Below are 22997 nucleotides of genomic sequence, written 5' to 3' on the forward strand. Positions count from 1 at the left end.
CTTGGGAAGATATTGCTTCCTGAACCACTCTTAATAAAAATAAATCCTATAATTACACACCCTATAAGGTTTCCTAACGCATAACTTGGGAAGTATCCAAAAGATCCGTCAGACCAATGTATGTCTTGAAGAATTCCTGAATTATCATCAGTTGGTTCTACCCCTAAATATTCTTTATATTTAGAGTTCCACATTTTCTCTACTCCATCTACATCTATATCTCCGTTTATAAGTGCTTTTTCTATTTCGTATCTTATAATTATGTGGATACTATAAGTTAATTCGTCCGCCTCTGTTCTTATTAAAGAAGGTTCTACATAATTTATAGCATCGTAAAAATCCTCAAAACTTATATCACTAAATTCTTCAAATTCGTATTTTGCATAGTTTATGAAGTACTTCCAAAACGCCTTGCTTCTTCCTATAATATTTTCATAAAATCTTGATTGAGACTCGTGTATACTCATAGATATAGCTGAATCTAAACCTGTTTTTTGCATAGAATCTGGAATGTCTTGTTCGTAAATTCCGTGCCCTGCCTCGTGAATACAGCTATAAAGACATGATGTAAAATCATTATTATAGTTAGTAGTTATTCTAACGTCCTTATTTCCAAAACCTATAGTAAATGGGTGGGTGCTCTCATCTAACCTACCAAAATCAAAGTCATATCCCATTTTTCTTAAAACGAACTTAGAAAACTTCTCTTGCTTTTCTTTTTTAAAATCTCCAACTAAAAAACTTCTATCTATTTTTTTGTTAGATTTTTTTATTTTATCTAATATATCTAATATTCCGTCTTTAAGTTCTTTAAATATTTTATCTAGCTTTTCTACAGTCATTCCCTCTTCATACTTATCTAAAAGAGTATCGTATGGATTCTTCTCGAAGCCCCAATATCTTATAAATTCTTTTTGAAATTCTACCATATTTTTTAGGTGTGGCTTAAATATTTCAAAATCATTTTTTTCTCTTGCTTCTTCCCATGCCCCTTGTGAAAGAGTTGATGCTATAGTAAATTCTCTATATCTTGTTTCAGGTATTTTGTTAGTTTCTTCATATTCTTTTCTGTAAAGCTTTATCATAGCTTTGTCTATTTCTGAAAGATCTTCGTTATTTCCCGCGAAATAATTTAAAAGTTCAAACATTTTATCTGAAGTTGTCATCTTAAAAGATTCTCCTGATAAATGTTCTACTATCTCTGCCCTTTGCTCTATTGCCTTTTTAGGCATCTTTGTTTGCATATCCCAATACACAACCTCTAAAGCTCTATTCGTAACCGCAATAGATTCAATATATTTTTTTAATTCTTTAAGTTTTTCTTCTCTCATAATTTAATGCACTCTCCTTTTTACCATTCTGGTCCAAAGTATAAGACTGATTCTGTTTCCCTGCAATATTTAGTTATCATGCAAACACTTAATTTTCTAGGACATTTATAGCAAACGCAACCTAAATCTTTTCCGTCACAGTTACCATTCTTAAGTTCTGGACATTCCTTGCAATTAACACCTGTTCCTGCTGCCATTTCTTTCACTCCTAATTTCATCTTTACACTTATTATACCAAATATAAATTTCCTTATAGTAAAAACATTATTAAATTTAAAAAGGATAATCTTAAGCCTTTAAGATTATCCCTTAATTTTATATAATTATATCTCTATTTTTAAACCTTAAAAAAGATATCATATAACATACTGCTGTAGTTATTAACATAACTATAACTGCAAAATTAGGTGTTAAATTTTCAACGTACAACCTTTCACCTAACCATCCTGTAATAAGATGCGTCACATCTCCATAACTTAGGAAAGAGTATTTAAGAATTCCATTTCTTAAAAGTTCAATTGAGGGTAAAATTCCTCCGATTACTGTTATTATTACAGAAACAGACATAGACATAATGTTACTTTTAAATAATGATGAAATCATAAATATAAAAGAAGTTAATGTTATTAAAAACACAGATTGATACATAAAACCTCTTAATATAAATTCAAAATAAGTTATAAAATAACCTGAACCATTTATAAGTTCCATATTTAAAGTATCATATCTAAAGACTTTCCTAAACTCTTCTCCAACTGTTATTAATGACTTTAAAGAATCAAAACCATCGATAATCCCTAAGCCTATTATATTTACAATAAATTCAGACCCCAAAATTATAAGAAGGGCTACTATATTTATTGCTATAATTTTTGAAACTAAAATTTTAGTTCTACTTATAGGCTGTACAAGTAAAAATTTAAAGGTTGGAGGGCTACATTCCCCTGAAACTATATCACTCATAAATACAGACATTAAAGCTCCTATAATCCCAACTCCTAAAAAGAAAAATATATACATAGCATTTCCCCCAAGAGAAAATCCATAGCTATCTATAGGTTCCACATTATTATCTAAATAATACGTTTTTTGTTCTATACTTCTATTTATATTATCTAATTCTTGATTGTTATCTGCACTTCGGTTACTAAGTTTTAAAATTTCTTTTTTTCTAACGTTTAATGAATCAATCTCTTCTTTAACTTTTTCTCTCCAAGTTTTTTCTGGTAGATTCATTTCTTTTTTTATTTGATTTAAATATTCTTTCTCATTTTTCAATTGATTTTCTTCATCTTTAAGATTTTCTTTTAGATATTCTAACTTTTCTTTGTCCGTGTTTTTATCTAAATCTTCTATTGTTTCTTTAGTTTCTATTATTCTACTCTTATATTCTGCTATATTAAGTTCTATTTGTTTTATTATATTTTCAGGTAAATCGCTCTTTCTTCTTTCTTCTGCTTGCATATACATAAGAAAGTTCATAAGAACTAATCCACATAAAGTAGCTATAATTATAAACCAAGTCTTCTTTTTACAAAAAATCTTTATAAGTTCATTTTTAACTAAGCTAAAAAGCACTATTTCACGCCCCCTTTAACTAATTCCATATATCTTCTTTCAAGTCCATCTCTATTTTTACGTATTTCTTCTATTTTAACTCCGTATTTAACTAAGTTTTCTATAAGTTCTGGAGTCATATCCCACTCTATAATTATATTTATAACTCCGTTTTTTTCTTTTGCACTTGCAACAAACGGAACTTTTTGAAGTGCTAAAAGTGCTTCTTTAATATCACTAGAAACTACTAAGCTTAAGCTTTCTTTTTCTATATTATGTATAGCTATATTCATATCTTCTACACTTTGTATAACACCTTCGTTTATAAAAGCAACCCTATCACAAAGCTGTTGTATTTCAGATAAAATATGAGATGAAATAAGAACAGACATATTATATTTTCTAGACGCAGTCTTTACTATATTTCTAAAATCTATTATTCCAGAAGGGTCAAGTCCATTAGTAGGCTCATCTAAAATTAAAAGTTTAGGTCTTCCAATCAAAGCTGCTGCAAGACCTAACCTTTGTTTCATACCAAGAGAGTATTTTTTAACTTTATCATCTATTCTGTTTTGAAGTCCTACAGTTTTTATAAGTTCTTCTATCTCTTCTTTTGAAACCCTTCTTATTCTTGCTATTTGCATAAGGTTTTGTCTTCCTGTTAGATATGAGTAAAGCTCAGGGTTTTCAACAATAGCACCTACATCTCTTAAGGCTATTTCTTTATCTTTAACTAAATTTATTCCACATATCTTTATTTCTCCATAAGTAGGTAGCATTAATCCTACAAGCATTCTTATAGTAGTAGTTTTCCCTGCACCGTTAGGCCCTAAAAATCCAAATATTTCTCCTTCTTCTATTGAAAAATTTAAATCTTTTATTATTTCTCTACTCCCTATTCTTTTTTTAAGATTGTTTACCTCTAAAACTTTCATAAAGCTCCTCTATACCCCCTATAAACCTATTATTCTTAGAATACATTATGTATCTTAATATATTTAAAAGTATTTCCTTAATCTTTTCTTAAACTTATAAAATAAAAAAGATGCTAAAACTTTAAAGTTTTAGCATCTTTCTTTATTTTAAACTAATATATCTCTTTTTACAAATCTTGTATGAGCTATTAAGTATGTTACTATAATAGTTACTATCATAACAATTATTCCTGTTTGAGGTAGTATATTAGTAATATAATGCATTTGATTTATCTCACCTGTCATTACACTTGCAACATCACCATAACTTAAAAAGTTTAGGTTTGCGAATTTATTTATATATGGTATTGACATAGTTGCAGATCCAAGTACTCCTACAACTACTGAAACTGCCATAGACATCATACTGCTCTTAAATAATGAAGATATCATAAACACAAAGCTAGTTACAGCTATTACAAATAAAGTTTGCATAGCGAACCCTCTTAATAAAAATGCTCCGTAAGTTATATATTCTCCTGTAGTTTCTATAGGCATAAGCATAGTTTCTGCTCCTTGCTTTATAAACTCATATCTTTGGTCTACAAACACCATAGATTTTAAAGTATCAAATCCGTCTACAATTCCGACCCCTAAGACCGTTATTAAAAGCTGCGTTCCTATTATTAGAATTACCGTTGTTAAAACTATTGATATATATTTTGATAATATTACTTTGCTTCTACTTATAGGTTGTACTAATAAAAATTTAAATGTTGGAGGTGTACATTCTCCTGAAACTATATCACTTGCAAATACAGCAATCCCTGCTGCAAGTATTCCAAGCCCTAATAAAGTTGAAATTACTCCAAAGTTTTCTCCTATTGAAAATCCAAATCTATCTACAGGTTTTATATTATTATTTAAATAATAATCTTTATTTTCTATTTCTCTTTTAAGAGTGATCTCTTCCCTTTTTGTATATATGTTATTTTCCTGTCTTTTTAATTCTTCTAGTCTGTTTGTTAATTCTTTTTTGTCTATCTTTACTTCTTCTTGCCAAGTTTTTGGTGGATTATTTTTTTCTTTTTCTAAAGACTTTATAGTATCTTCTATATTTATAACTGATTGTTTTAAACGCTCTACTTCAGATTTATAGAATTCTTTATCTTTATTATCTGTAGAATTTTTTAAATTGTTCTCATTTTCTTTTAAATTATTTTTTTCGTGTGCTAAATAATCTTGCTCTGACTTTATTCTATTTTCTACTTTAGAGTTTTCTTCCCAATTTTTAGCTGATTTATAACTAATTATATTTAATCCTAAAATAAATGCAAAGAATAATGCAAATACAACCCAAGTTTTAGGCCTTTTAAATATTTTTTTAAGTTCGTTTATTATTAATCTAAAAAGCATTATCTTATTCCCCCTTCAACAAGTTCCATATACCTTTGTTCTAATCCTTCTCTATTTTTCTTAAACTCTTCTACTCCGATTTCTAATTTAACTATTTCTCTAACTAGCTCTGGAGCTTTATTCGATTCGATAACTATATTAATTACACCATTTTTCTCTTCTACAGCTGTAACAAATTCAATAGTTTTTATTTTGTTAACTGCATCTTTTATATCAGTTGATGCTATTAAAGTTATGCTTTCTTTTTCTACGCTACTTATAGCTATATCCATATCTTCTACAGCCTTTATTACACCATCATTTATAAATGCAACCTTATCACAAAGCTGTTGTACCTCTGATAATATATGTGAAGAAATTAGAACTGCCATATTATGTTTTCTTGCTGCTGATTTTACTATACTTCTAAAATCAATTATTCCTGAAGGGTCAAGTCCATTCGTAGGTTCATCTAAAATTAAAAGCTTTGGTTTTCCGATTAAGGCAGCTGCAAGTCCTAGTCTTTGTTTCATCCCTAAAGAATATTTCTTTACCTTATCATCTATTCTCTCTTCTAAACCTACAGTCTTTATAAGTTCATTTACTTCTTCTTTACTTACTCTTCTTATATATGCTATTTGCATAAGATTTTCTCTTCCTGAAAGGTAAGAATAAAGCTCTGGATTTTCAACTATAGCTCCTACATCTTTTAAGGCTTTCTCTTTGTTTTTTAAAAGGTTGTCACCACATATAGTTATTTCTCCACGCGTTGGGTGAATTAGTCCAACTAACATTCTTATAGTAGTCGTCTTTCCAGCTCCGTTAGGCCCTAAAAATCCGTAAATTTCACCTTCTTCAATTGAAAAACTTAAATCCTTAATTATTTCTCTAGATCCAATTTTCTTTTTTAATCCTTTAACTTCTAATACTTTCACTACTATTCCCCCTTGTCTCTATATATCCATGTTACATATATTTCCTTAATTTAAAGTCCCATTTTTCCTTAACAATTTCTTAAAAAAAAATAAGGCAATCTAAATATTTAGATTGCCTTATCCTTAGAAAAACATTTGAAATAATATAAGCGCTATTATTCCAGGTAATCCTAAGATACCTGCTATAAGAGCTGTGAATATATTTATTCCTATACTTATACCAAATGATGCACCTAATAAATTAACTATATATAACGCGATAACTCCAGCTATTCCGTTAATAAGTAATTTTATTGGCCATTTTAATAATTTTAATAAAACATATAAGATTACTACTCCTACTAGCCCATATATAATTATTTCTCCATTAGACATTTGATTCACTCCTTAATACTTTGCAAGTCTTGTACATCTTTCTATTATATATTCTCCATCTACTGAAATATGATTTTTTTTCGCAACTTCAATTAGATATTCATATCTTTTTTTTGCTGCTTTTTCTGCATAAATTGCAACTTCTACTAATAATGGATCTCTAACATTATTAAATACGCTTGCTGCAATTTCCATTTCAGCTTTAGATTGTTCAATTTCCGCTAAAAGTTTGTCGTCCTCTGATTCTATTTTGCCCCATTTAAAATACTCTCCTAAAAATTTACTATTCATAATCTACCCCTCCGAAAAAAATCATTTTTATATTTTAATTTTTTCCAAGAAACTAAAATTATATACAACCTATTAAACTTTAAGGAACATTTTTTTCTATAGTCCATATATTAAAACTATAAGAAGCTTTTCACTCATTCTCAAACAAAACTTCTAACTCCCATCTATATTTTAAGGACTCAAATTTTTGAGTCCTTCTTTTTTTATATTTGGGTTCTTCCTTCTAATGCCTTTGATAATGTAACTTCGTCTGCATATTCTAAATCTCCACCAACTGGTATTCCTGCAGCTATTCTAGTTACTTTTACATCTAATGGTTTAAGTATTTTTGCTATATACATAGCTGTAGCTTCACCTTCAATATTAGGGTTTGTAGCTACTATAACTTCTTTAACTTCTTCTCTCATTCTAGATACTAATTCTCTTATTCTAATATCTTGCGGTCCTCTTCCTTGCATAGGAGAAAGATTTCCATGAAGTACATGATATACTCCATTATATTCTTTAACTTTTTCCATAGTCATAATGTCTTTAGGTTCTTCAACTACGCAAATAGTGCTTTTATCCCTTGAAGGATTTGAACAAATAGAACAAGGGTCACTATCTGTAAAGTTTCCGCAAACTGAACAATACTTTATAGTTCCTCTAGCTTGAACTAGTGCATTTGCAAAGTCCCTTACTTCATCTTCCGGTAAGTTTAATATATGTAAAGTTAATCTTTGCGCTGATTTTTTCCCTATACTAGGTAGCTTTGCAAACTCTTCTATTAATTTTTCTATAGCAACTGGATAAAATTCCATAATTTAATTTCCCTCTTTCTTTTTATCTTCATAAATGTAGTTTAATCTAAAAAACCATTTAGGACAAACTTTTTTTGAAATCTTAAATAATTTGTTATTAATTCCTCAGAGTGTAATTTTTTTACTTTAGTGGTGATATAATAAAATCAATAAAGGGGGACGATTTTATGAAAAGAATGATTGAACTAGAGCCTGGAGAAAATCAACTAATAAGTATAGTAGTAAAGAAACCTGCATCTAACAGTGATGCTGCAAAAAGCTTTTTGTTTGGAAGTGTTTTATCATTTCTAGCTCCTTCTAGCGCAGGTAGCGTTATGGAAAACTTTATTTTAACTCTTTCTGATAGATATTTTTACCTAGAAAGTGTTTACTTTTTGCCACTTACAGGAGAAGCTGAAGTTAATGGTTTAACTAAAATACCTTTAAAGGATGTAAATAAATTCGATATTTTAGAGGAAACTCTTCCTGAAGAAAACAAAAAAATTTACAAGATAATATTAGAAACAAAAAAGAAAAATTATTATTTAGTAGATGAAAATAAAAAAGATAAAGATTTCTCTCCTGAGATGAAAAAAATATATGATCTTTTGTTAGAATCTAATTAATTTAAAATAAAAAAATAGCTATCTAAAAAAAGATAGCTATTTTTATTTATTAGAATAATCCTGGTATATTCATTCCACCAGTTAATTTACCCATTTGACTTGAAGTTTCTTGTTCTGCTTTTCTTAACGCTTCGTTTACTGCACTAAGAATTAAGTCTTCTAACATTTCTACGTCATCTTCATCAACAACTTCAGGCTTTATGTTTATAGATAGAACTTCTTTTTTACCGTTAGTTTTAACAGTAACAGCTCCGCCTCCAACTGATGCTTCGAATTCTTTTTCTTCAAGCTCTTTTTGCATTTGTTCCATTTTCTTTTGCATTTGTTGAGCTTGCTTCATTAAGTTATTCATTCCTCCCATGCCACCTGGGAATCCACCTTTTGCCATAAATAGTCCTCCTCTAAAAATTAAAATCTAATTTTTATTATATATTATTTTTATTTGCTTTTCTATAAGGTTATATTCTTATGTTTTATTTTATACTATGATACCCTATGTTTTTTTGTACCTTAGTGTTTTAACTTTAATATTTATTTATTCGTCAATAATCTCTAAAAAGTCTGAACCGATAACATCAGTTAAAACTTCTTCTGGATTTTTAACTTCTTCATTATTTTCTTTAACTATAAAATTAACTCTTACTCTATTTTTTAAAACATCAGAAAAGACTTCATTTATTACTTTGTTATTATCTGGCTTTTCTAATCTTTCTTTGTTAAATGAGTATTGTTCATCGTATTCTATAGTGACTACTCCATTTTCACATGCAGCTGGCCTACCTGTAGTAATAGATGCGTAAATTATCATATTTCTTCTATTTTTAAGTTCTTCTAAGATATCTCTCCAAGAAGATTTTACTGCAGTTATGTTGATGCTATTAGATAATTCATCATCACCATACGTGTGAACTGTTTCTTTTTTAGGTGCTACTTTAGCTTTCATACTATTAAGTGAATTAGTAGAAGTTACAGCCCCCTCTTCTTTAGGAGATGCACCTTTTGAAACTACTATTTTCCCTGATTTAAGTGCAGTTTCAAGTCTGTTTATTCTTGAAAGTATTACTTCATTTGAATTATCATACTCTATTTTACAAATCTTTATTATAGCAAGTTCAAGATATAATCTAGCTTGTTTTGATAATTTTGCATTAGCTTCTGCTTCTTGAAGTATTCTAATACTTCTCATTATCTCTTCTACTCTTATTCTGTTTCCTTGCTCTTTTATTAATTCTATATTTTCTAAAGACATATCTAAAACTTCTTCTGGATTATTTGTTACTTTAACCATAAGAAGATTTCTATAGTGAGCTACTAAATCTTTTATAAATAAGAATACATCTTTTCCTGCAAAAACTATATCGTCTATAGTTCCTACAGCACCTTCAATATTTTTTTCTATAGCGCACTCTGTTAATTTTAGTAGATATTCGTTAGTAACAAGCCCTAGCATAGAAACTAGTTCGTTATAATCTACTGCTCCATTTCCCATAGAAATAGCTTGATCTAATATACTTAAAGAATCTCTCATAGCACCATCAGATACTCTAGCTACAAGTTCTAAACTCTTATCTTCAGCATAGATTCCTTTACTATCTACTATTTCTCTAAGCCTCTTTTTTATATCCTCATTACTTATTCTTTTAACGTCAAACCTTTGACATCTTGAAAGTATAGTTATAGGTAATTTTTGAGGATCTGTTGTTGCTAATATAAATATTACGTTAGATGGAGGTTCTTCTAAAGTTTTTAAAAACGCGTTTACAGCCCCTGTTGAAAGCATGTGAACCTCATCCATAATATATACTTTATATTTAGCTTCTTGAGGAGGATATTTAGCGTCATCTATAATATCTCTAATTTTATCTATACCGTTATTTGATGCTGCATCTAGTTCTGTAACATCTATAGCTAATCCTTCATTTATCTTTTTGCACATATCACATTCGTTACAAGGTTCTCCGCCTTCTTGTAAGTTAGTGCAGTTTACTGCTTTTGCAAAAACTTTAGCAGTAGAGGTTTTACCTGTTCCTCTAGTTCCGCAAAAAAGATATGCGTGAGCTATTCTATCGTTTAATATTTGATTTTTAAGCGTTGTCGTTATATGTTCTTGCCCTACTACATCTTTAAATGTTTTAGGTCTCCATTCTCTATACAATGCTGTATATGCCAAGGTTATCACCTCTTCTTTTTAAAGTTTAAGTTTACATATTATTATACACTAATCAGTAATTAATTAATAGATTTCATAATTATATACAAATTACTAATTTAGTATTAAGATTTAGTTTTTTTATTTATTTAATAAAATTTTCGTTAGATAATGTTTATATATACTCGTATAAGGAGGAAAAGTAATGAAAAATAAACTTAATAAATTTCAAAAGTCTCATTTGATATTCTTTTTTGTAGGAATAATATTATTTTTAGCATCTTTATCATTTGCTATATACTTTTTCACTTCAAATTATTTTTTAAGCTTTACTTATAAACCTTTAAAATCATTTGCAAAAAATATAGCTACTATTTCTGAAATTGGATTTTTCTTAGCTTTAGGCTTATTTGTTTTGAGATTTTTGATTAAAGATTTAAGTTCTCGTGGAGTTTCTTTATTAAATAAACAATTATCAAGATTTAATTTTGAAATACCAACTGACATTTCAAATAGAATATTAGATAGTTATCCTTTTAAAAAATTCAGAGAAATTTTAATGCCCTTTGCTAAATTTTTTCAAAGGTTCCATATAATTTTTGCACTTCTTGCAGGTTCAATAATTTTAATACATGGCTGCATTTTTTTATCACTAGGATTCAAATGGAATTTAGGATATATCTTTGGAATTTTAGCTATGGTTAATTTATTTATTATTATAGTATCTGGTATTTTTAGAATTTTTAATAAAAATATTTTAGCTCACAAACATCTAGGAATATCTTTTATAGTTCTTATGTGTCTCCACATATTATTTATTTAATATATTAATTTGAATTATTATAATCTATAATATAGAATTAAGTAGATATTTTTAGAAAGGGGTGTCTTTTTATGAGTCTTTATGACAAACAATACTTAGATATTGTAGAAAAGATATTAGATAACGGTTATTACGATCAAAACAGAACTGGTGTAGCTACTTACAAAATTCCTCACCAATTTATGCAATTTGATTTAGAAAAAGAATTTCCTATTTTAACTACTAAATTCGTAGCTTTTAAAACTGCTGTAAAAGAGCTTTTATGGATATATAAAGATCAATCAAATAGCGTAAAAAAACTACAAGAACAAAACGTTAAAATCTGGAACGAATGGATGATGGAAGACGGAACTATAGGAACTTCTTACGGATGGGTTGTTAAAAAATTCGATCAATTAGATAAATTAATCGAAGCTTTAAAAAATAATCCTCAAGATAGAAGAATGATGATAAACCTTTGGCAAATTCCATACTTAGATACAGGTGCACTTCACCCTTGTTGTTTCCTAACTATGTGGGATGTAACAGATGGTAGACTTAACTGTATGCTAGTACAAAGAAGTGGAGATATTCCACTAGGTGTTCCTTTTAACACTACTCAATACGCAGTGCTTGTTCACTTAATTGCACAAGTTACAGGATTAAAACCTGGTTTATTTACTCACGTAATAAATAATGCTCACATATATGAAAATCAAATCGAAGGAATGAAAATCCAATTAAGCAGAAGAAACGATGCTTACGAAGCACCAAAGCTTTGGTTAAATCCAGAAATTAAAGATTTCTACGATTTCACTCCAGAAGATATAAAACTAGAAAACTATGAATACCATCCATCAATAAAAATGGAGGTTTCAGTATAATGTTATCTATAATAGTTGCTACAGCTTCTAACAATGCTATCGGAAAAGATAACAAGCTTTTATGGCATATTTCTGAAGATTTAAAAAGATTTAAAGAAATTACATCAGCTCACAAAATCTTTATGGGAAGAAAGACTTTCGAGTCTCTTCCTGGTATTTTACCAAACAGACCTCATTTAATTTTAACTAGAGATAAGAATTTTTCTGTTTCTTCTGATAAAGTTACTGTATTTAATAATTTAGATGACTTTTTAAAGGAATATAAAGATTCTAAAGAAGAAGTTTTTATAATAGGTGGCGGTGAAATATATAAGTCTTTAATGCCTTATGCAGATAAAATATATCTAACTAAGATTCACAAAGACTTTGAAGCTGATACTTTCTTTCCACAGATAGACCTTGATAACTGGGAAGTTATTAACAGTTCTCCTAAGTTATTAGACGAAAAAAGTGGATTAAATTATGAGTTTATAGATTTAAAAAGAAAATAGTTTTAAGAATAGAAAAAGAGGGTATCTTACAAAAGTAAGACGCCCTCTCTTTCTTATCCTATTGTTCTCTATCTAAATCCTATTGAAGAGTAACCTAATTTATTTAAATTAGCTATTTTTTTTCATAAAAAAACCATGCACCTCGCTTCGACAATAAACTCTAGGCGTTACCTCCGCAGTTAGCTCAGGCCAGATTGATCCACGGCACACGGAAGAAACCACTTATTGCTGCTTCCTTCCGGACCTGACAAAGTTCATGGGCTCCCGTTGCGTGGGACCCAGCCATCAACACCACTTACGTAGGGCAGACCCTAAAGTTTAAGGCCTCTACGAGGACTTCGATCTTGCTATAGCGGATTGCAAGTTACAGGGCACCGCTAACTCCCCATCTAGCACGGTATGGTAAAGAGTGTAGGAGTTGCACCTACAGTAGAGTACTCTACTCGCACTGCAAAATTTCTTAAAGTTTAAGAAATTTTAGGACTCTCCATATTCATGATTTAATTTACTCACTAATAATATCATATAAACTTTTTAAATTCAATGGTTTTTTATGAGAGTAAAATTCTTTGGCGGAGAGAAGGGGATTTGAACCCCTGATAGAAGTAAATCCTATACACGCTTTCCAGGCGTGCTCCTTCGGCCACTCGGACATCTCTCCTTATACATACTAATAATATCACATTACTTTAATTTTTAAAACTCATCTATATTTATCATTTCTAAACATTTTCATTTATTTATTTTTTATTATTAATAACTTTTATTTATTAAATACTTAATTTTTCTACAATATCTACGATAATATAACCACTTCAAAATAATTACAAATGAAAAGGAGGAACAAAACTTGAATAACTTTAAAAATAAAATAAAAAATATCTCATTTACTAAATCTATTAGAGGGAAATTTATACTTTTAGTTGGAAGTGTTTTAATCTTTAGTCAGATTGCAACCTCTACCCTATCATTCTTCTTATCAAAGCCGATTCAAGAAGAACAAATAATTTCAATATTCCAATCCGATGCACGTGGAATAGCTTCCACAATAAAATATTTTTTAGATAGCGAATCTCTTGAAATAAACGGATTTTTATTTGATCCAAAATTTAGAGATTTAGCAGCATCAAATGTAAATGACCTTAAAGGAAAAGACGCTAAACTAAAAAAATCACAAGAAGAATTAAATAAAATATTAAAAAAAGATATGAGTAAAAAATACGTATCTGATGTTTACCTAGTTAATAAAGACGGTATTATAGTAGCTTCTGGTGATGAATCTGTACTTTTAGCAGACGTTTCTGAGAGAGATTATTTCAAGAAAATGAAAGAGGGAGAAGATACATATATTTCTGATATGTTAGTTTCTACAGACTCATCTGGAAAACATATAAACGTTATAGCAAGAAGAATGACAGATGAAAAAGGAAACTTTATTGGAATGATAGGTAAAGATTTAACTTCTGATGCTTATGTTGACCTTTTAAAGAAGTATAATGTTGATAGGTATAACGTATTTTTAACTGATAAAAAAGGACAAGTCGTTTATAACGTAGATGATTCTTTAATAGGAACAGAAATAAAATTAGATATTTCTGATACAAAAGACTTAGGGGACGGAATGAGTGAAGTTTCTTACAACTACAAAGGGTCAGATAAACTAGCTATAACAGATAAAATACCTGGTTTAGGTTGGACAGTTCATTCTACTGGGCACAAATCTGATATAAACGAGCCTATTATGAGGATATTATACACATCAGGTATCCTTACTTTAGTTATATTGATAATATCTTTAATCTACACATCATATGCAGCTAAAAAGTTCTCAAATCCTATAAAGAAATTAAAGGACTATACTGCAAAGATAGCTAAGGGAGAATTAAACTTTAGAATTACAGATATAAAAACTAAAGACGAGATAGAAGAACTTTCTGATGAGTTAAATATAGCCTTAGACAGTTTATCTACTACTCTTAGAGAAGTTAAAACTACAATAAATACAGTTACAGACCAATCTAGTAATCTATCTGCTGTAAATGAAGAAGTTACAGCAACAAATAGCGAAATAAATTTAGCTATAAATAATATAACTGAAAGAATCACAGATTCAGCCCTTCAAGCACAAAACTGCGAGGATCAAACTAAAGAATTAGAATTATCAATGATTTCTTTAGAAGAAAATAATAAACTTATGATTAATCAAAGCGATTCTGTTGTTGAATCTTTAAATTCTAACAACAAGAATTTAGATACAGTATTAGATTCTAAAGAGCAGTCTTATAGTAGTTTTGAAGAATTAAAATCTACTATAGATAAATTAATCGGAGGAGTTAAAAATATAAGCACTTTCTTAAATGATATAAACCAAATAGCAGAACAAACTAACCTTTTATCTTTAAATGCTGCTATTGAAGCTGCAAGAGCTGGCGAGGCTGGAAAAGGCTTTGCTGTAGTATCTGACGAAATAAGAACACTTTCAAGCGATACTCAAATTGCAACTGAAAAAATTAGAGATATAATAAATCAAATAGATAATTTAGTAGGTGAAACTAAAACTACTCTAGATGTCACTGAAAAGCTAAATACAGACGAAAATAATTACTTTAAATTAATGGCATCTTCATTTAGCGAAATGGAAACTTCTCTAAATGAGATGGTTTCTATAACTAATATGATTTCAAACGAAATAAACTTAGTAAATGAAAAGAAAAATGCCGTTCTTATAAGTATTTCTGAAGTATCAGATAGCTCTCAGCAAATAGCTGCAATAACAGAAGAACTCTCTGCATCAGCTAACGAGCAAAGCTTAACTTTTGATACAATTAATACTAGTGCTGGAGAATTACAATTCACAGCAGAAGACGTAAGATCTAAGGTAGAAAATTTCATAATTGACTAATTTATGTTAATATTTACTCCTTGTTAATTGATTTTTTAATAAATTTTATAATATAATTTATTCTTGTATTATAATTTAAAATAATTAACGAGGAGTATATTAATGTTTAAGGGTAAAAGTTTTAATAAACTAAAGGACTTTAAAGTGACAAAATCAATTCAAACCAAATTTCTTATGATTGTAGGGATTTTACTAATTTTAAGTCAAATTGCTACATCTCAACTAACATTTAACCTAGTGAAAAAGGAACAAACCAATCAAATAATAAAAACATTTGAATCGGACGTAACTGGTATTTCTGAATCACTTGGGTTTTATCTAAAAAGTGAAGCTGTTGAACTTAACGGCTTTTTATACGATCAAAACTTCACAAACTTTGCAAAAGTGAATATTAATGATTTAAAAAAATCAGATTCTAATGCTTCAAAAACTCAAAAGAAAATAGACTCTATATTTAAAAAAGATACTGAAAAAGCTCATATAGAATCACAGTATTTAATAAATAAAGATGGGGTAATAGTTGCTTCTTCAGATGAAACTGGACTTTTAAGAAACGTTTCCGATAGAAAGTATTTTAAAGAAATCCAATCTGGAAAAGATACTTACATATCAAGCCTTCTTAAATCAAATGAGTCTGGAAATTATATTAATGTTGTAGCTAGAAGAATGACAGATAAAGATGGTAATTTTATAGGAGTTATATGTAAAGATGTAGTTTCTGAAGCTTATAAACCATTATTATCACCTTATGATAAAGGTACATTCAATGTATGTTTAACTGATGAAAACGGCGTTATGATTTATAACTCAAACAAAGATTTAATCGGTCAAAAAATCGACTTTGGTGAAGATAAGGCTGTAAAAGATGAAAATAATAACAACGTATCAAGAGTTAACTATACATTAAACGGGCAAGAAAAAATGGCATTAACAACTACTATGCCTTCAACTGGGTGGCACGTATACTCTACTGGTATAGTTAAAGATTTTTATGCACCTATAAATAAAATATCTTTAGCCTCAAACCTAGTAGCAGCTGTAATTTTAATAATTGCACTAATTATTACATTCTTCCTTGCAAAGAGTTTTTCAAACCCAATAAAGAAACTTAAAGACTATATAAGCCTTCTTTCAAAGGGAGATTTAAGCTTTAGGATTAATGATATAAAAACTGGTGATGAAATAGAATCACTTGCAAATGAGCTTAATGATACTTTAGAAAACTTATCTAACGTATTAACTGATGTACAAGCTTCAGTAAATAATGTAACTGACCAATCAAGCAATCTTTCTGCAATAAACGAGGAAGTTACGGCAACTAATAACGAGATAACTCTTGCTATTAATAATATAACTGAAAGAATTACAGATTCAGCTATGCAAGCTCAAAAATGCGAAGAACAAACAAAAGATTTAGAGTCTGCCGTTAACTCTTTAGATTCACATAATAAAATTATGATAAATCAAAGTAATAACGTAGTAGATACACTAGTTCAAAATAATAACAACATAGAAAATCTTATAGTCTCTAAAAAAGATTCTGCAAGAAGCTTTAGTAATTTAAAATCTACTATAGATGATTTATTAAAGGGAGTAAATAATATTTCTAATTTCTTAAATGTAATAAACCAAATTGCAGAACAAACTAACCTTTTATCACTTAATGCTGCTATTGAAGCTGCAAGAGCTGGTGAGGCTGGAAAAGGATTTGCTGTTGTATCAGATGAGATAAGAAATCTATCAAATGATACTCAAAAAGCTACAGAAAATATAAGTAAAATAATTTCTGAAATAGATAATTTAGTAGTAGATACTCAAAAAACTTTAAGTTCTACTGAAGAACTAAGTATAAACGAACATACTTCATTTAATATAATGGAAGATTCCTTTAAAGAAATGGAAAGTTCTTTAGGTAAGATGGTTGAAATAACTAAACAAATTTCTTCAGAAATTTCAACTGTAAATAACAGAAAAGAAGAAGTACTTCTTGCAATTTCAGAAGTTTCAAGTGCATCTCAACAAATAGCTGCAATAACAGAAGAAGTTAATGCTTCCGCTAGCGAGCAAGATTCAACATTTGAAACTATAAACCAAAGTGCAGAAGAATTACAATGCACAGCTGAAGATGTTAGAAATAAAGTTGAACAATTTAAAGTAAAATAAGAAAAGAGAGGTTTTAAAGCCTCTCTTTTCTTATTCATTAGGATATTTAAGTTCTATCTTTTCCCTTATTGAATCTAAAGTTTTCATAACTTTAAGTGATAAATTATTATCCTTATTTTCTTTTAAAGCTACTTTATCTACGAATGCTTCTATCTCGTATGCCATACCTGTAGATATCTTTTCAGTTTTTATAGTTTCTATATTATTATCTATATCTCTTAATATTATAGTATCTGCTATACTGAAATCTTTAAGTGTTATAGTTCCTCTTTCGCATAACACTTGCAGTTCTCCTCTACTTTGAGAAATGCAAGTGCAATACATAGTAGCTATAGCATCTTTATATTTTAAAATAGCAGTAGTAGAAGAATCTACCCCTGTATCTAGTTTTAGCGCTTCAGCTAAGATTTTATTAGGCTCTCCTAAGAGATCAACTATAGCGTATATACAGTATACTCCAAGGTCCATTAAAGCCCCTCCAGTTAAATCTAGAGTATGTCTGTATAATCTACTAGATATTCTTCCGGCACTAGTTTCTATTCTTATTATTTTTCCAAAATGCTCACTCTTTAAAAGTTCTTTAAGCTTTAAGTATGATGGCATATAAATAAGTCTCATAGCTTCCATATAAACTATGCCCTTTTCTTCTGCTAAACTTAAAACTTTGCTTAGTTCTTTAGAGTTTGTTGTAACTGGTTTTTCACAAAGTACGTTTAGCCCTCTTTCTATAGCTATAGTAGAATACTCTAAATGAGAATTGCTATGTGATGCTATATAGATACTGTCTATACCTGAATCTAATAATTCTTCTAAAGTTTTGCAAGGATTTTTTATACCGTATTTTTCAGAGATATCTTTTGCTTTAGAAAAAGTTCTTGAAAAGCACGAAACTATCTCTAAGTTTTCTATACCTTTAGAGTTTTTTAAAAATTCATCTACTATGTACCCTGCTCCTATTATTCCAAGTTTCATAATTTTTCTCCCCTTTATAATAGATTTTATATTATCTATTTTACACATTATCAAAATAATGACAACGTTTTAATACATTTATCAAAAATTATATATGTAAATTTTACTTTTAACTCTGTTCTAACCTATTTTTAACATTTATGATTTATAATTACATAAACATTTATATTAAGGAGATTAACTGTGGATTTAATTAATAATTTTGTGGATACTATTTTAAATATTATTGGTAACTTTGGATACCTTGGAATATTCCTAGCCGTATATCTAGAGTATGCTTGTTTTCCTCTTCCTAGTGAAGTTATATTACCTTTTGTAGGGCTTTTAGCAGCTACAGGTAACGTAACCTTTATAGGCGCTTTAACCGTTAGTGTAATCGCAGGAATTTTAGGTTCTATAACATGCTATTACATAGGTTATTTCGGAGGGTCTATTTTACTAGATAAAATACAAGAAAAATTCAAAGGCTCTAGAAAAAGTATAGAAAAAATAAACCATTTAATAAATAAATATCAAAAGACATCTATATTTTTTACAAGACTTCTTCCTTTAACTAGAACTTACATATCTTTAGTTGTTGGAAGTATAAAACTTAACTTATCACACTTTTTACTTTATTCTTTAGGAGGAATACTTATCTGGAATACTTTCCTTATTTCTATAGGATATTTCCTTGGTGAAAATAAAGAATTAATAAATAAAATCCTTGGAGAATACAGTATAGTAGCTATAGGTTTAGTTTTAATAATAATTATAGTATTTTTAGTAAAGAAATTTTATAAGAAAAAAGAAAGAGTTTAAAACTCTTTCTTTTTTTATATTAAAATATTTATTCTATTTTTTTCTTTTGCCTTCTCAATAAGATCTAACTGAATCTTACCTACAATAAAATTAACCTCACTTTTTGAGCTCATACATTGTATAGCTTCGCCCTTAGCTTTTTTTATTATAAATTCTATCTCTTCTTTAGTTTTAGCGGATCTTAAATCGCTTTCTAAAGAAACTCTCTTATTATTTAAATCTCTAGCCTTTTTTAATAAATCTGGCTTTTTAGATTTTAAATAATTTAATTCTTCCTCAGTTAAAGTCTTACCACTTGCTAGCTTTTTTGCAAGTTTTTCTGATTTTATATTTTCTTTAACAACTTGTGCTATTAAAGATTTACCTTCATTTTCTTCTTTTTTATTAGGCTTTAAAATATCTACTATTCTTGGAGTAACCAAATTATCTTTTTTGTAATTATAGTTAATATTTAATTTATTTATCTCCACAATAAATACCTCCATAATTTTACTATTATGTAAGTATCGTTTGATATTTCGTATTCTTTAACAAATTAATTATATTCGTTTAAGTAATTTGCAAGCGCCCCTATAAGATTAGAGTCATTTTTGTGTATACAGATATCTAATTTAGGCTTAATTGTTCTTATATCTATATTTTCTCTAATTTCTTCTATTTCACTATCAAGTCTTTCTATAAACCCTTCTCTTTCACTAATTCCTCCTCCTATAAGGATTATTTCAGGGTCATAAATATGCTGTAAGTTAAATATTCCTTTAGCTAAGTTTTTATAAAAGGTATTTATAGCATCTATACATACTTCATTTCCTAAACTAGCTTCTTTAAATATTCTCTCTCCATCATATGAATCGTCATTGTAGTGTTTTCTAACCTTTCTTACAAAGGACATAGTAGATGCGCACTCACTAAAGTTTCTATATTTAGAACCTTCTTCTTCCATAAGCATATAACCGAATTCTCCTCCGTATAAATGCTTTCCGTGATGGATTTTTCCGTCACTTACTATAGCACCACCTATACCTGTTCCACAAACTAAAAACATCATATCTTTTAAGCCTTTAGCGTTTCCTGAGAAAACTTCTGCTAAAGCTGCGCAGTTTGCATCATTTTCTATAGAAACATTTAAGCCTGTCTTTTCTTTAAATAATTCTTTAAAGTTTGGTCCGTGGATACAAGGAACTGCACTGTCTCCTCCAACTATCCCGCTCTTAGAATCTACTGCACCTGGAGAACTTATAGCTAAACCTTCTATTTCGTATTCTTTTTTCATATCTTCTATCCAGTTTGCTATAGTGTCTGATAGTTCTTCAAAGTTATCAGATACTTTAAGTTTTGATTTTGACTTTAGGTTTCCTAACTTATCAGATACAGCTACCTTTATAGCTGTTCCTCCTATATCAATACAAGCGTACATAAACTTTTCCCCCTAAAACCCTTTATTTTCTGAAAGTTCTTTAAACCATTTACCACTCTTTTTTATAGTTCTATTTTGAGTGTCTAAATCTAAAGAAACTAATCCATATCTATTTTTATAAGCATTTAACCAAGACCAGTTATCTATAAAAGTCCAAACGTGATATCCTACACAATTCGCTCCTTCAGCCATAGCTTTGTGAAGCCAAGTTAAATGGTCTTTATAAAATTCTATTCTATAATCATCTTGAATTTCGTTATTTACTTTAAACTTTTCTTCGCCTTCAACGCCCATTCCATTTTCAGTTATCATCCATTCTATGTTTCCATAATTATCTCTTATGTTAATCGCTATATCGTATATACCTTTTTCGTAAATCTCCCAGCCTCTGTGAGGATTCATCTTTCTACCTGGCATCTCGTAGTGATCATAATAGTATTCTGGCATAAATGGAGCTTCTAGATTTGGAAGGTTTGCTTTAGCACAAACTCTTCTAGGCTGATAATAATTTACTCCTAAAAAGTTTATAGTATTTTCTTTTATATCTTTTAAGTCTTCACTATCTACTTCTGGCATTAAATCATGCTTTTTAATTATATCTACTAAATCTTTAGTAAACTCTCCTTTTACAGCAGGGTCTAAAAAGCTTTTATTACAGAATAAATCAGCGATATAAGCTGCTTTTAAATCACTTTTGTATTCACTTCTAGGGTAGCATGGTGAAAGGTTTATTATCATACCAATCTTTCCATCACCCTTTAATTTTTTGTATTCTTTTATAGCTAAAGCACTTGCAAGAGCTGTGTGATACGCTACTAAAACTGCAGCTTTAGGATCTACTTTGTAAGGATAGTGGTATCCTAAATAGTATCCGCACTCTACGTGAACCATAGGCTCATTAAACGTAAACCAATGCTTAACTCTATCTCCAAATAACTCAAAGCAAGTTTTAGCAAACTCTGCGTAGTAACTAACTACTAATCTATTTTCCCATCCGCCTATTTTTTGTAATTCGTATGGCATATCAAAATGGAATAAGTTCACAAAAGGTTCTACTCCATTTTCTATCATTTCATCTATAACATTGTTATAAAACTGAACAGCTTTTTCATTAACTTCTCCAAAGCCATCTTTAAACATTCTTGACCAGCTTATAGATAATCTAAAAGAGTTATGTCCTGTTTCTTTTAATAATTTTATATCTTCTTTGTAATTTTCATAAAAAGTAGACGCAACATCCGGTCCTATATTGTTATGAAATCTAAAACTTTCAGTTTCATACCAGTAATCCCAAATATTTTTCCCTTTCCCGTCTACGCTATTTGCTCCCTCTGTTTGAGTTGCTGAAGCTGCACTCCCAAAATAAAAATCCTCTGGAAATTTAATCATACCTATCTCCCCTTTTCTTTCACAAAAACTTTTTCTGTTGAAATCCATTGTTCTAATACATCGCTGTATCTTCTTACGTAATAGTAATAAATTAAATCTATTTGTATAAGGATTGGAATCTGAGCTGACATCATACCAGTCGATTCTTCTCCTTCAAGATTTGCTGTAAGTAAAAATACATCTGATAATTTTGTAAGCTTAGAATTTTTGTTTCCTGTTATAGATATAATAGTTACGCCTTTTTCTTTTAACTTCTCTGCATATCTTTCTAGACTGCTATTTCCTCTAAGAGAAAAGATAAATACTAAATCTCCTTCTTTTAGAAGTTCACAAGTCATTGCAATAGCATCTTTATCGTATATTACCTCTATAAGCTTACCTGTTCTTGAAAATCTAAATTTAAAATCTTGCGCAGCAGTTGCGCTAAGCCCAAGACCAAATATATGCATAAATCTATTTTCGTAGATGTATTTACATATTTTATCTATCTTTTCTTTTTCAAAATTATTATCTATATAACTAAATATTTTAGTGTAAGATGAATGTAAATCTGTAGCTATATTTGAAGCACTAAATTTATCTAAATCTTTTAAATGCTCGCTATATAAATAATTAAGCTCTTTAAAATTACTAAGTCCTATTTTCTTACAGAATCTTGTTATAGACGCTGGAGAAACGCATAATTTTTTTGATAATTCGTTTATAGGCAAACTCGGATTATTTTCCAAAAAATATTCCGCTATCTTTTCTTCAACGTAAGTAAACTCCATCTTAGAATGTGTTATTCTTAAAATTATCTCTTTATTCATTTTCTAAATCCAGCC

At 29.0% G+C, this 22997-nt stretch carries 23 protein-coding genes, 1 tRNA gene and 1 other RNA gene; 7 read left to right on the forward strand and 18 right to left on the reverse strand.

Features of this window, described 5'->3' with window-relative positions; genetic code table 11:
* The 9 genes from M4I33_RS14250 to recR form a co-directional block, all read right to left on the reverse strand.
* On the reverse strand, nt 1-1331 hold a 1331-nt coding region (locus tag M4I33_RS14250; protein ID WP_257917438.1), incomplete at its 3' end, for a carboxypeptidase M32.
* 20 nt (nt 1332-1351) lie between these two features.
* On the reverse strand, nt 1352-1528 hold the full coding sequence (locus tag M4I33_RS14255; RefSeq protein ID WP_194192082.1) for a hypothetical protein: 177 nt from the start codon (nt 1526-1528) through the stop codon (nt 1352-1354).
* A gap of 118 nt (nt 1529-1646) precedes the next feature.
* Nucleotides 1647-2909: an ABC transporter permease subunit gene (locus M4I33_RS14260; RefSeq protein WP_257917439.1), complete on the reverse strand. Its 1263-nt coding sequence runs from the start codon at nt 2907-2909 to the stop codon at nt 1647-1649.
* A complete protein-coding gene (locus tag M4I33_RS14265; RefSeq protein WP_257917440.1) occupies nt 2909-3823 on the reverse strand; it encodes an ABC transporter ATP-binding protein in 915 nt (304 codons plus the stop codon). Before M4I33_RS14265 ends, M4I33_RS14260 begins: the two co-directional genes overlap by 1 nt.
* A 147-nt stretch (nt 3824-3970) precedes the next feature.
* The gene (locus M4I33_RS14270; protein ID WP_257917441.1) at nt 3971-5218 is read right to left on the reverse strand and encodes an ABC transporter permease subunit; all 1248 of its coding nucleotides are present in this window, start codon (nt 5216-5218) and stop codon (nt 3971-3973) included.
* The gene (locus M4I33_RS14275) at nt 5218-6132 is read right to left on the reverse strand and encodes an ABC transporter ATP-binding protein (protein ID WP_257917442.1); all 915 of its coding nucleotides are present in this window, start codon (nt 6130-6132) and stop codon (nt 5218-5220) included. Before M4I33_RS14275 ends, M4I33_RS14270 begins: the two co-directional genes overlap by 1 nt.
* A gap of 123 nt (nt 6133-6255) precedes the next feature.
* Entirely contained in the window at nt 6256-6507 is a 252-nt protein-coding gene (locus M4I33_RS14280; protein WP_194192087.1) for a pro-sigmaK processing inhibitor BofA family protein, read from the reverse strand.
* A gap of 12 nt (nt 6508-6519) precedes the next feature.
* Complete coding sequence (locus M4I33_RS14285) at nt 6520-6798, reverse strand: YaaL family protein (RefSeq protein ID WP_257917443.1); 279 nt, start codon at nt 6796-6798, stop codon at nt 6520-6522.
* Nucleotides 6799-7001: 203 nt separating this feature from the next.
* Nucleotides 7002-7598, reverse strand: a complete 597-nt coding sequence (gene recR, locus M4I33_RS14290; protein WP_257917444.1) for a recombination mediator RecR — start codon at nt 7596-7598, stop codon at nt 7002-7004.
* A gap of 167 nt (nt 7599-7765) precedes the next feature.
* On the opposite strand from recR, the gene M4I33_RS14295 reads away from it, so the two are divergent.
* Nucleotides 7766-8203, forward strand: coding sequence for a hypothetical protein (locus M4I33_RS14295; RefSeq protein ID WP_257917445.1), 438 nt, complete (start codon nt 7766-7768; stop codon nt 8201-8203).
* 49 nt (nt 8204-8252) lie between these two features.
* On the opposite strand, the gene M4I33_RS14300 is transcribed toward M4I33_RS14295, so the two are convergent.
* Together M4I33_RS14300 and dnaX are read right to left on the reverse strand one after the other, a co-directional pair.
* On the reverse strand, nt 8253-8591 hold the full coding sequence (locus tag M4I33_RS14300; RefSeq protein WP_194192091.1) for a YbaB/EbfC family nucleoid-associated protein: 339 nt from the start codon (nt 8589-8591) through the stop codon (nt 8253-8255).
* Between the two features lie 147 nt (nt 8592-8738).
* Nucleotides 8739-10373 carry a DNA polymerase III subunit gamma/tau gene (gene dnaX / locus M4I33_RS14305; RefSeq protein ID WP_257917446.1) on the reverse strand — a complete coding sequence of 545 codons (1635 nt, stop codon included), beginning with the start codon at nt 10371-10373 and terminating at the stop codon, nt 8739-8741.
* A gap of 184 nt (nt 10374-10557) precedes the next feature.
* Here dnaX and M4I33_RS14310 point away from each other — a divergent pair, with 184 nt between their 5' ends.
* From M4I33_RS14310 to M4I33_RS14320, 3 genes are all read left to right on the forward strand, one after another.
* Complete coding sequence (locus tag M4I33_RS14310) at nt 10558-11175, forward strand: hypothetical protein (RefSeq protein WP_257917447.1); 618 nt, start codon at nt 10558-10560, stop codon at nt 11173-11175.
* 71 nt (nt 11176-11246) lie between these two features.
* Nucleotides 11247-12038, forward strand: a complete 792-nt coding sequence (locus tag M4I33_RS14315) for a thymidylate synthase (RefSeq protein ID WP_194192094.1) — start codon at nt 11247-11249, stop codon at nt 12036-12038.
* Nucleotides 12038-12529, forward strand: coding sequence for a dihydrofolate reductase (locus M4I33_RS14320; protein ID WP_257917448.1), 492 nt, complete (start codon nt 12038-12040; stop codon nt 12527-12529). Before M4I33_RS14315 ends, M4I33_RS14320 begins: the two co-directional genes overlap by 1 nt.
* A gap of 133 nt (nt 12530-12662) precedes the next feature.
* Here M4I33_RS14320 and ffs read toward each other — a convergent pair.
* An RNA gene (gene ffs, locus M4I33_RS14325) (signal recognition particle sRNA large type) lies at nt 12663-12927 on the reverse strand.
* Between the two features lie 172 nt (nt 12928-13099).
* A tRNA-Ser gene (locus tag M4I33_RS14330) sits at nt 13100-13190 on the reverse strand.
* A 189-nt stretch (nt 13191-13379) separates the two neighbouring features.
* On the opposite strand from M4I33_RS14330, the gene M4I33_RS14335 reads away from it, so the two are divergent.
* Both M4I33_RS14335 and M4I33_RS14340 read left to right on the forward strand, forming a co-directional pair.
* Nucleotides 13380-15431: a methyl-accepting chemotaxis protein gene (locus tag M4I33_RS14335; RefSeq protein ID WP_257917449.1), complete on the forward strand. Its 2052-nt coding sequence runs from the start codon at nt 13380-13382 to the stop codon at nt 15429-15431.
* 102 nt (nt 15432-15533) lie between these two features.
* Nucleotides 15534-17594: a methyl-accepting chemotaxis protein gene (locus M4I33_RS14340; RefSeq protein ID WP_257917451.1), complete on the forward strand. Its 2061-nt coding sequence runs from the start codon at nt 15534-15536 to the stop codon at nt 17592-17594.
* Between the two features lie 30 nt (nt 17595-17624).
* Here the strand turns inward: M4I33_RS14340 and M4I33_RS14345 are convergent, their stop codons facing one another.
* Entirely contained in the window at nt 17625-18566 is a 942-nt protein-coding gene (locus M4I33_RS14345; RefSeq protein ID WP_257917452.1) for a Gfo/Idh/MocA family protein, read from the reverse strand.
* A gap of 183 nt (nt 18567-18749) precedes the next feature.
* Between M4I33_RS14345 and M4I33_RS14350 the strand changes: the two genes are divergently transcribed.
* Nucleotides 18750-19367, forward strand: coding sequence for a DedA family protein (locus M4I33_RS14350; protein WP_257917453.1), 618 nt, complete (start codon nt 18750-18752; stop codon nt 19365-19367).
* Nucleotides 19368-19381: 14 nt separating this feature from the next.
* Here the strand turns inward: M4I33_RS14350 and M4I33_RS14355 are convergent, their stop codons facing one another.
* The 4 genes from M4I33_RS14355 to M4I33_RS14370 all read right to left on the reverse strand — a co-directional run bounded on the left by M4I33_RS14355 (nt 19382) and on the right by M4I33_RS14370 (nt 22982).
* Nucleotides 19382-19837, reverse strand: coding sequence for a hypothetical protein (locus M4I33_RS14355; RefSeq protein ID WP_257917455.1), 456 nt, complete (start codon nt 19835-19837; stop codon nt 19382-19384).
* A gap of 65 nt (nt 19838-19902) precedes the next feature.
* Nucleotides 19903-20784, reverse strand: a complete 882-nt coding sequence (locus M4I33_RS14360; protein WP_257917456.1) for an ROK family protein — start codon at nt 20782-20784, stop codon at nt 19903-19905.
* Between the two features lie 12 nt (nt 20785-20796).
* Nucleotides 20797-22173 (reverse strand): glycoside hydrolase family 1 protein, encoded by a 1377-nt coding sequence (locus tag M4I33_RS14365; protein ID WP_257917457.1) that lies wholly within the window; start codon nt 22171-22173, stop codon nt 20797-20799.
* Nucleotides 22174-22175: 2 nt separating this feature from the next.
* The gene (locus tag M4I33_RS14370) at nt 22176-22982 is read right to left on the reverse strand and encodes a MurR/RpiR family transcriptional regulator (RefSeq protein WP_257917458.1); all 807 of its coding nucleotides are present in this window, start codon (nt 22980-22982) and stop codon (nt 22176-22178) included.
* Nucleotides 22983-22997: the final 15 nt, after the last annotated feature.

This window comes from Clostridium sp. LY3-2 (assembly GCF_024705715.1).
Lineage (GTDB): Bacteria > Bacillota > Clostridia > Clostridiales > Clostridiaceae > Clostridium.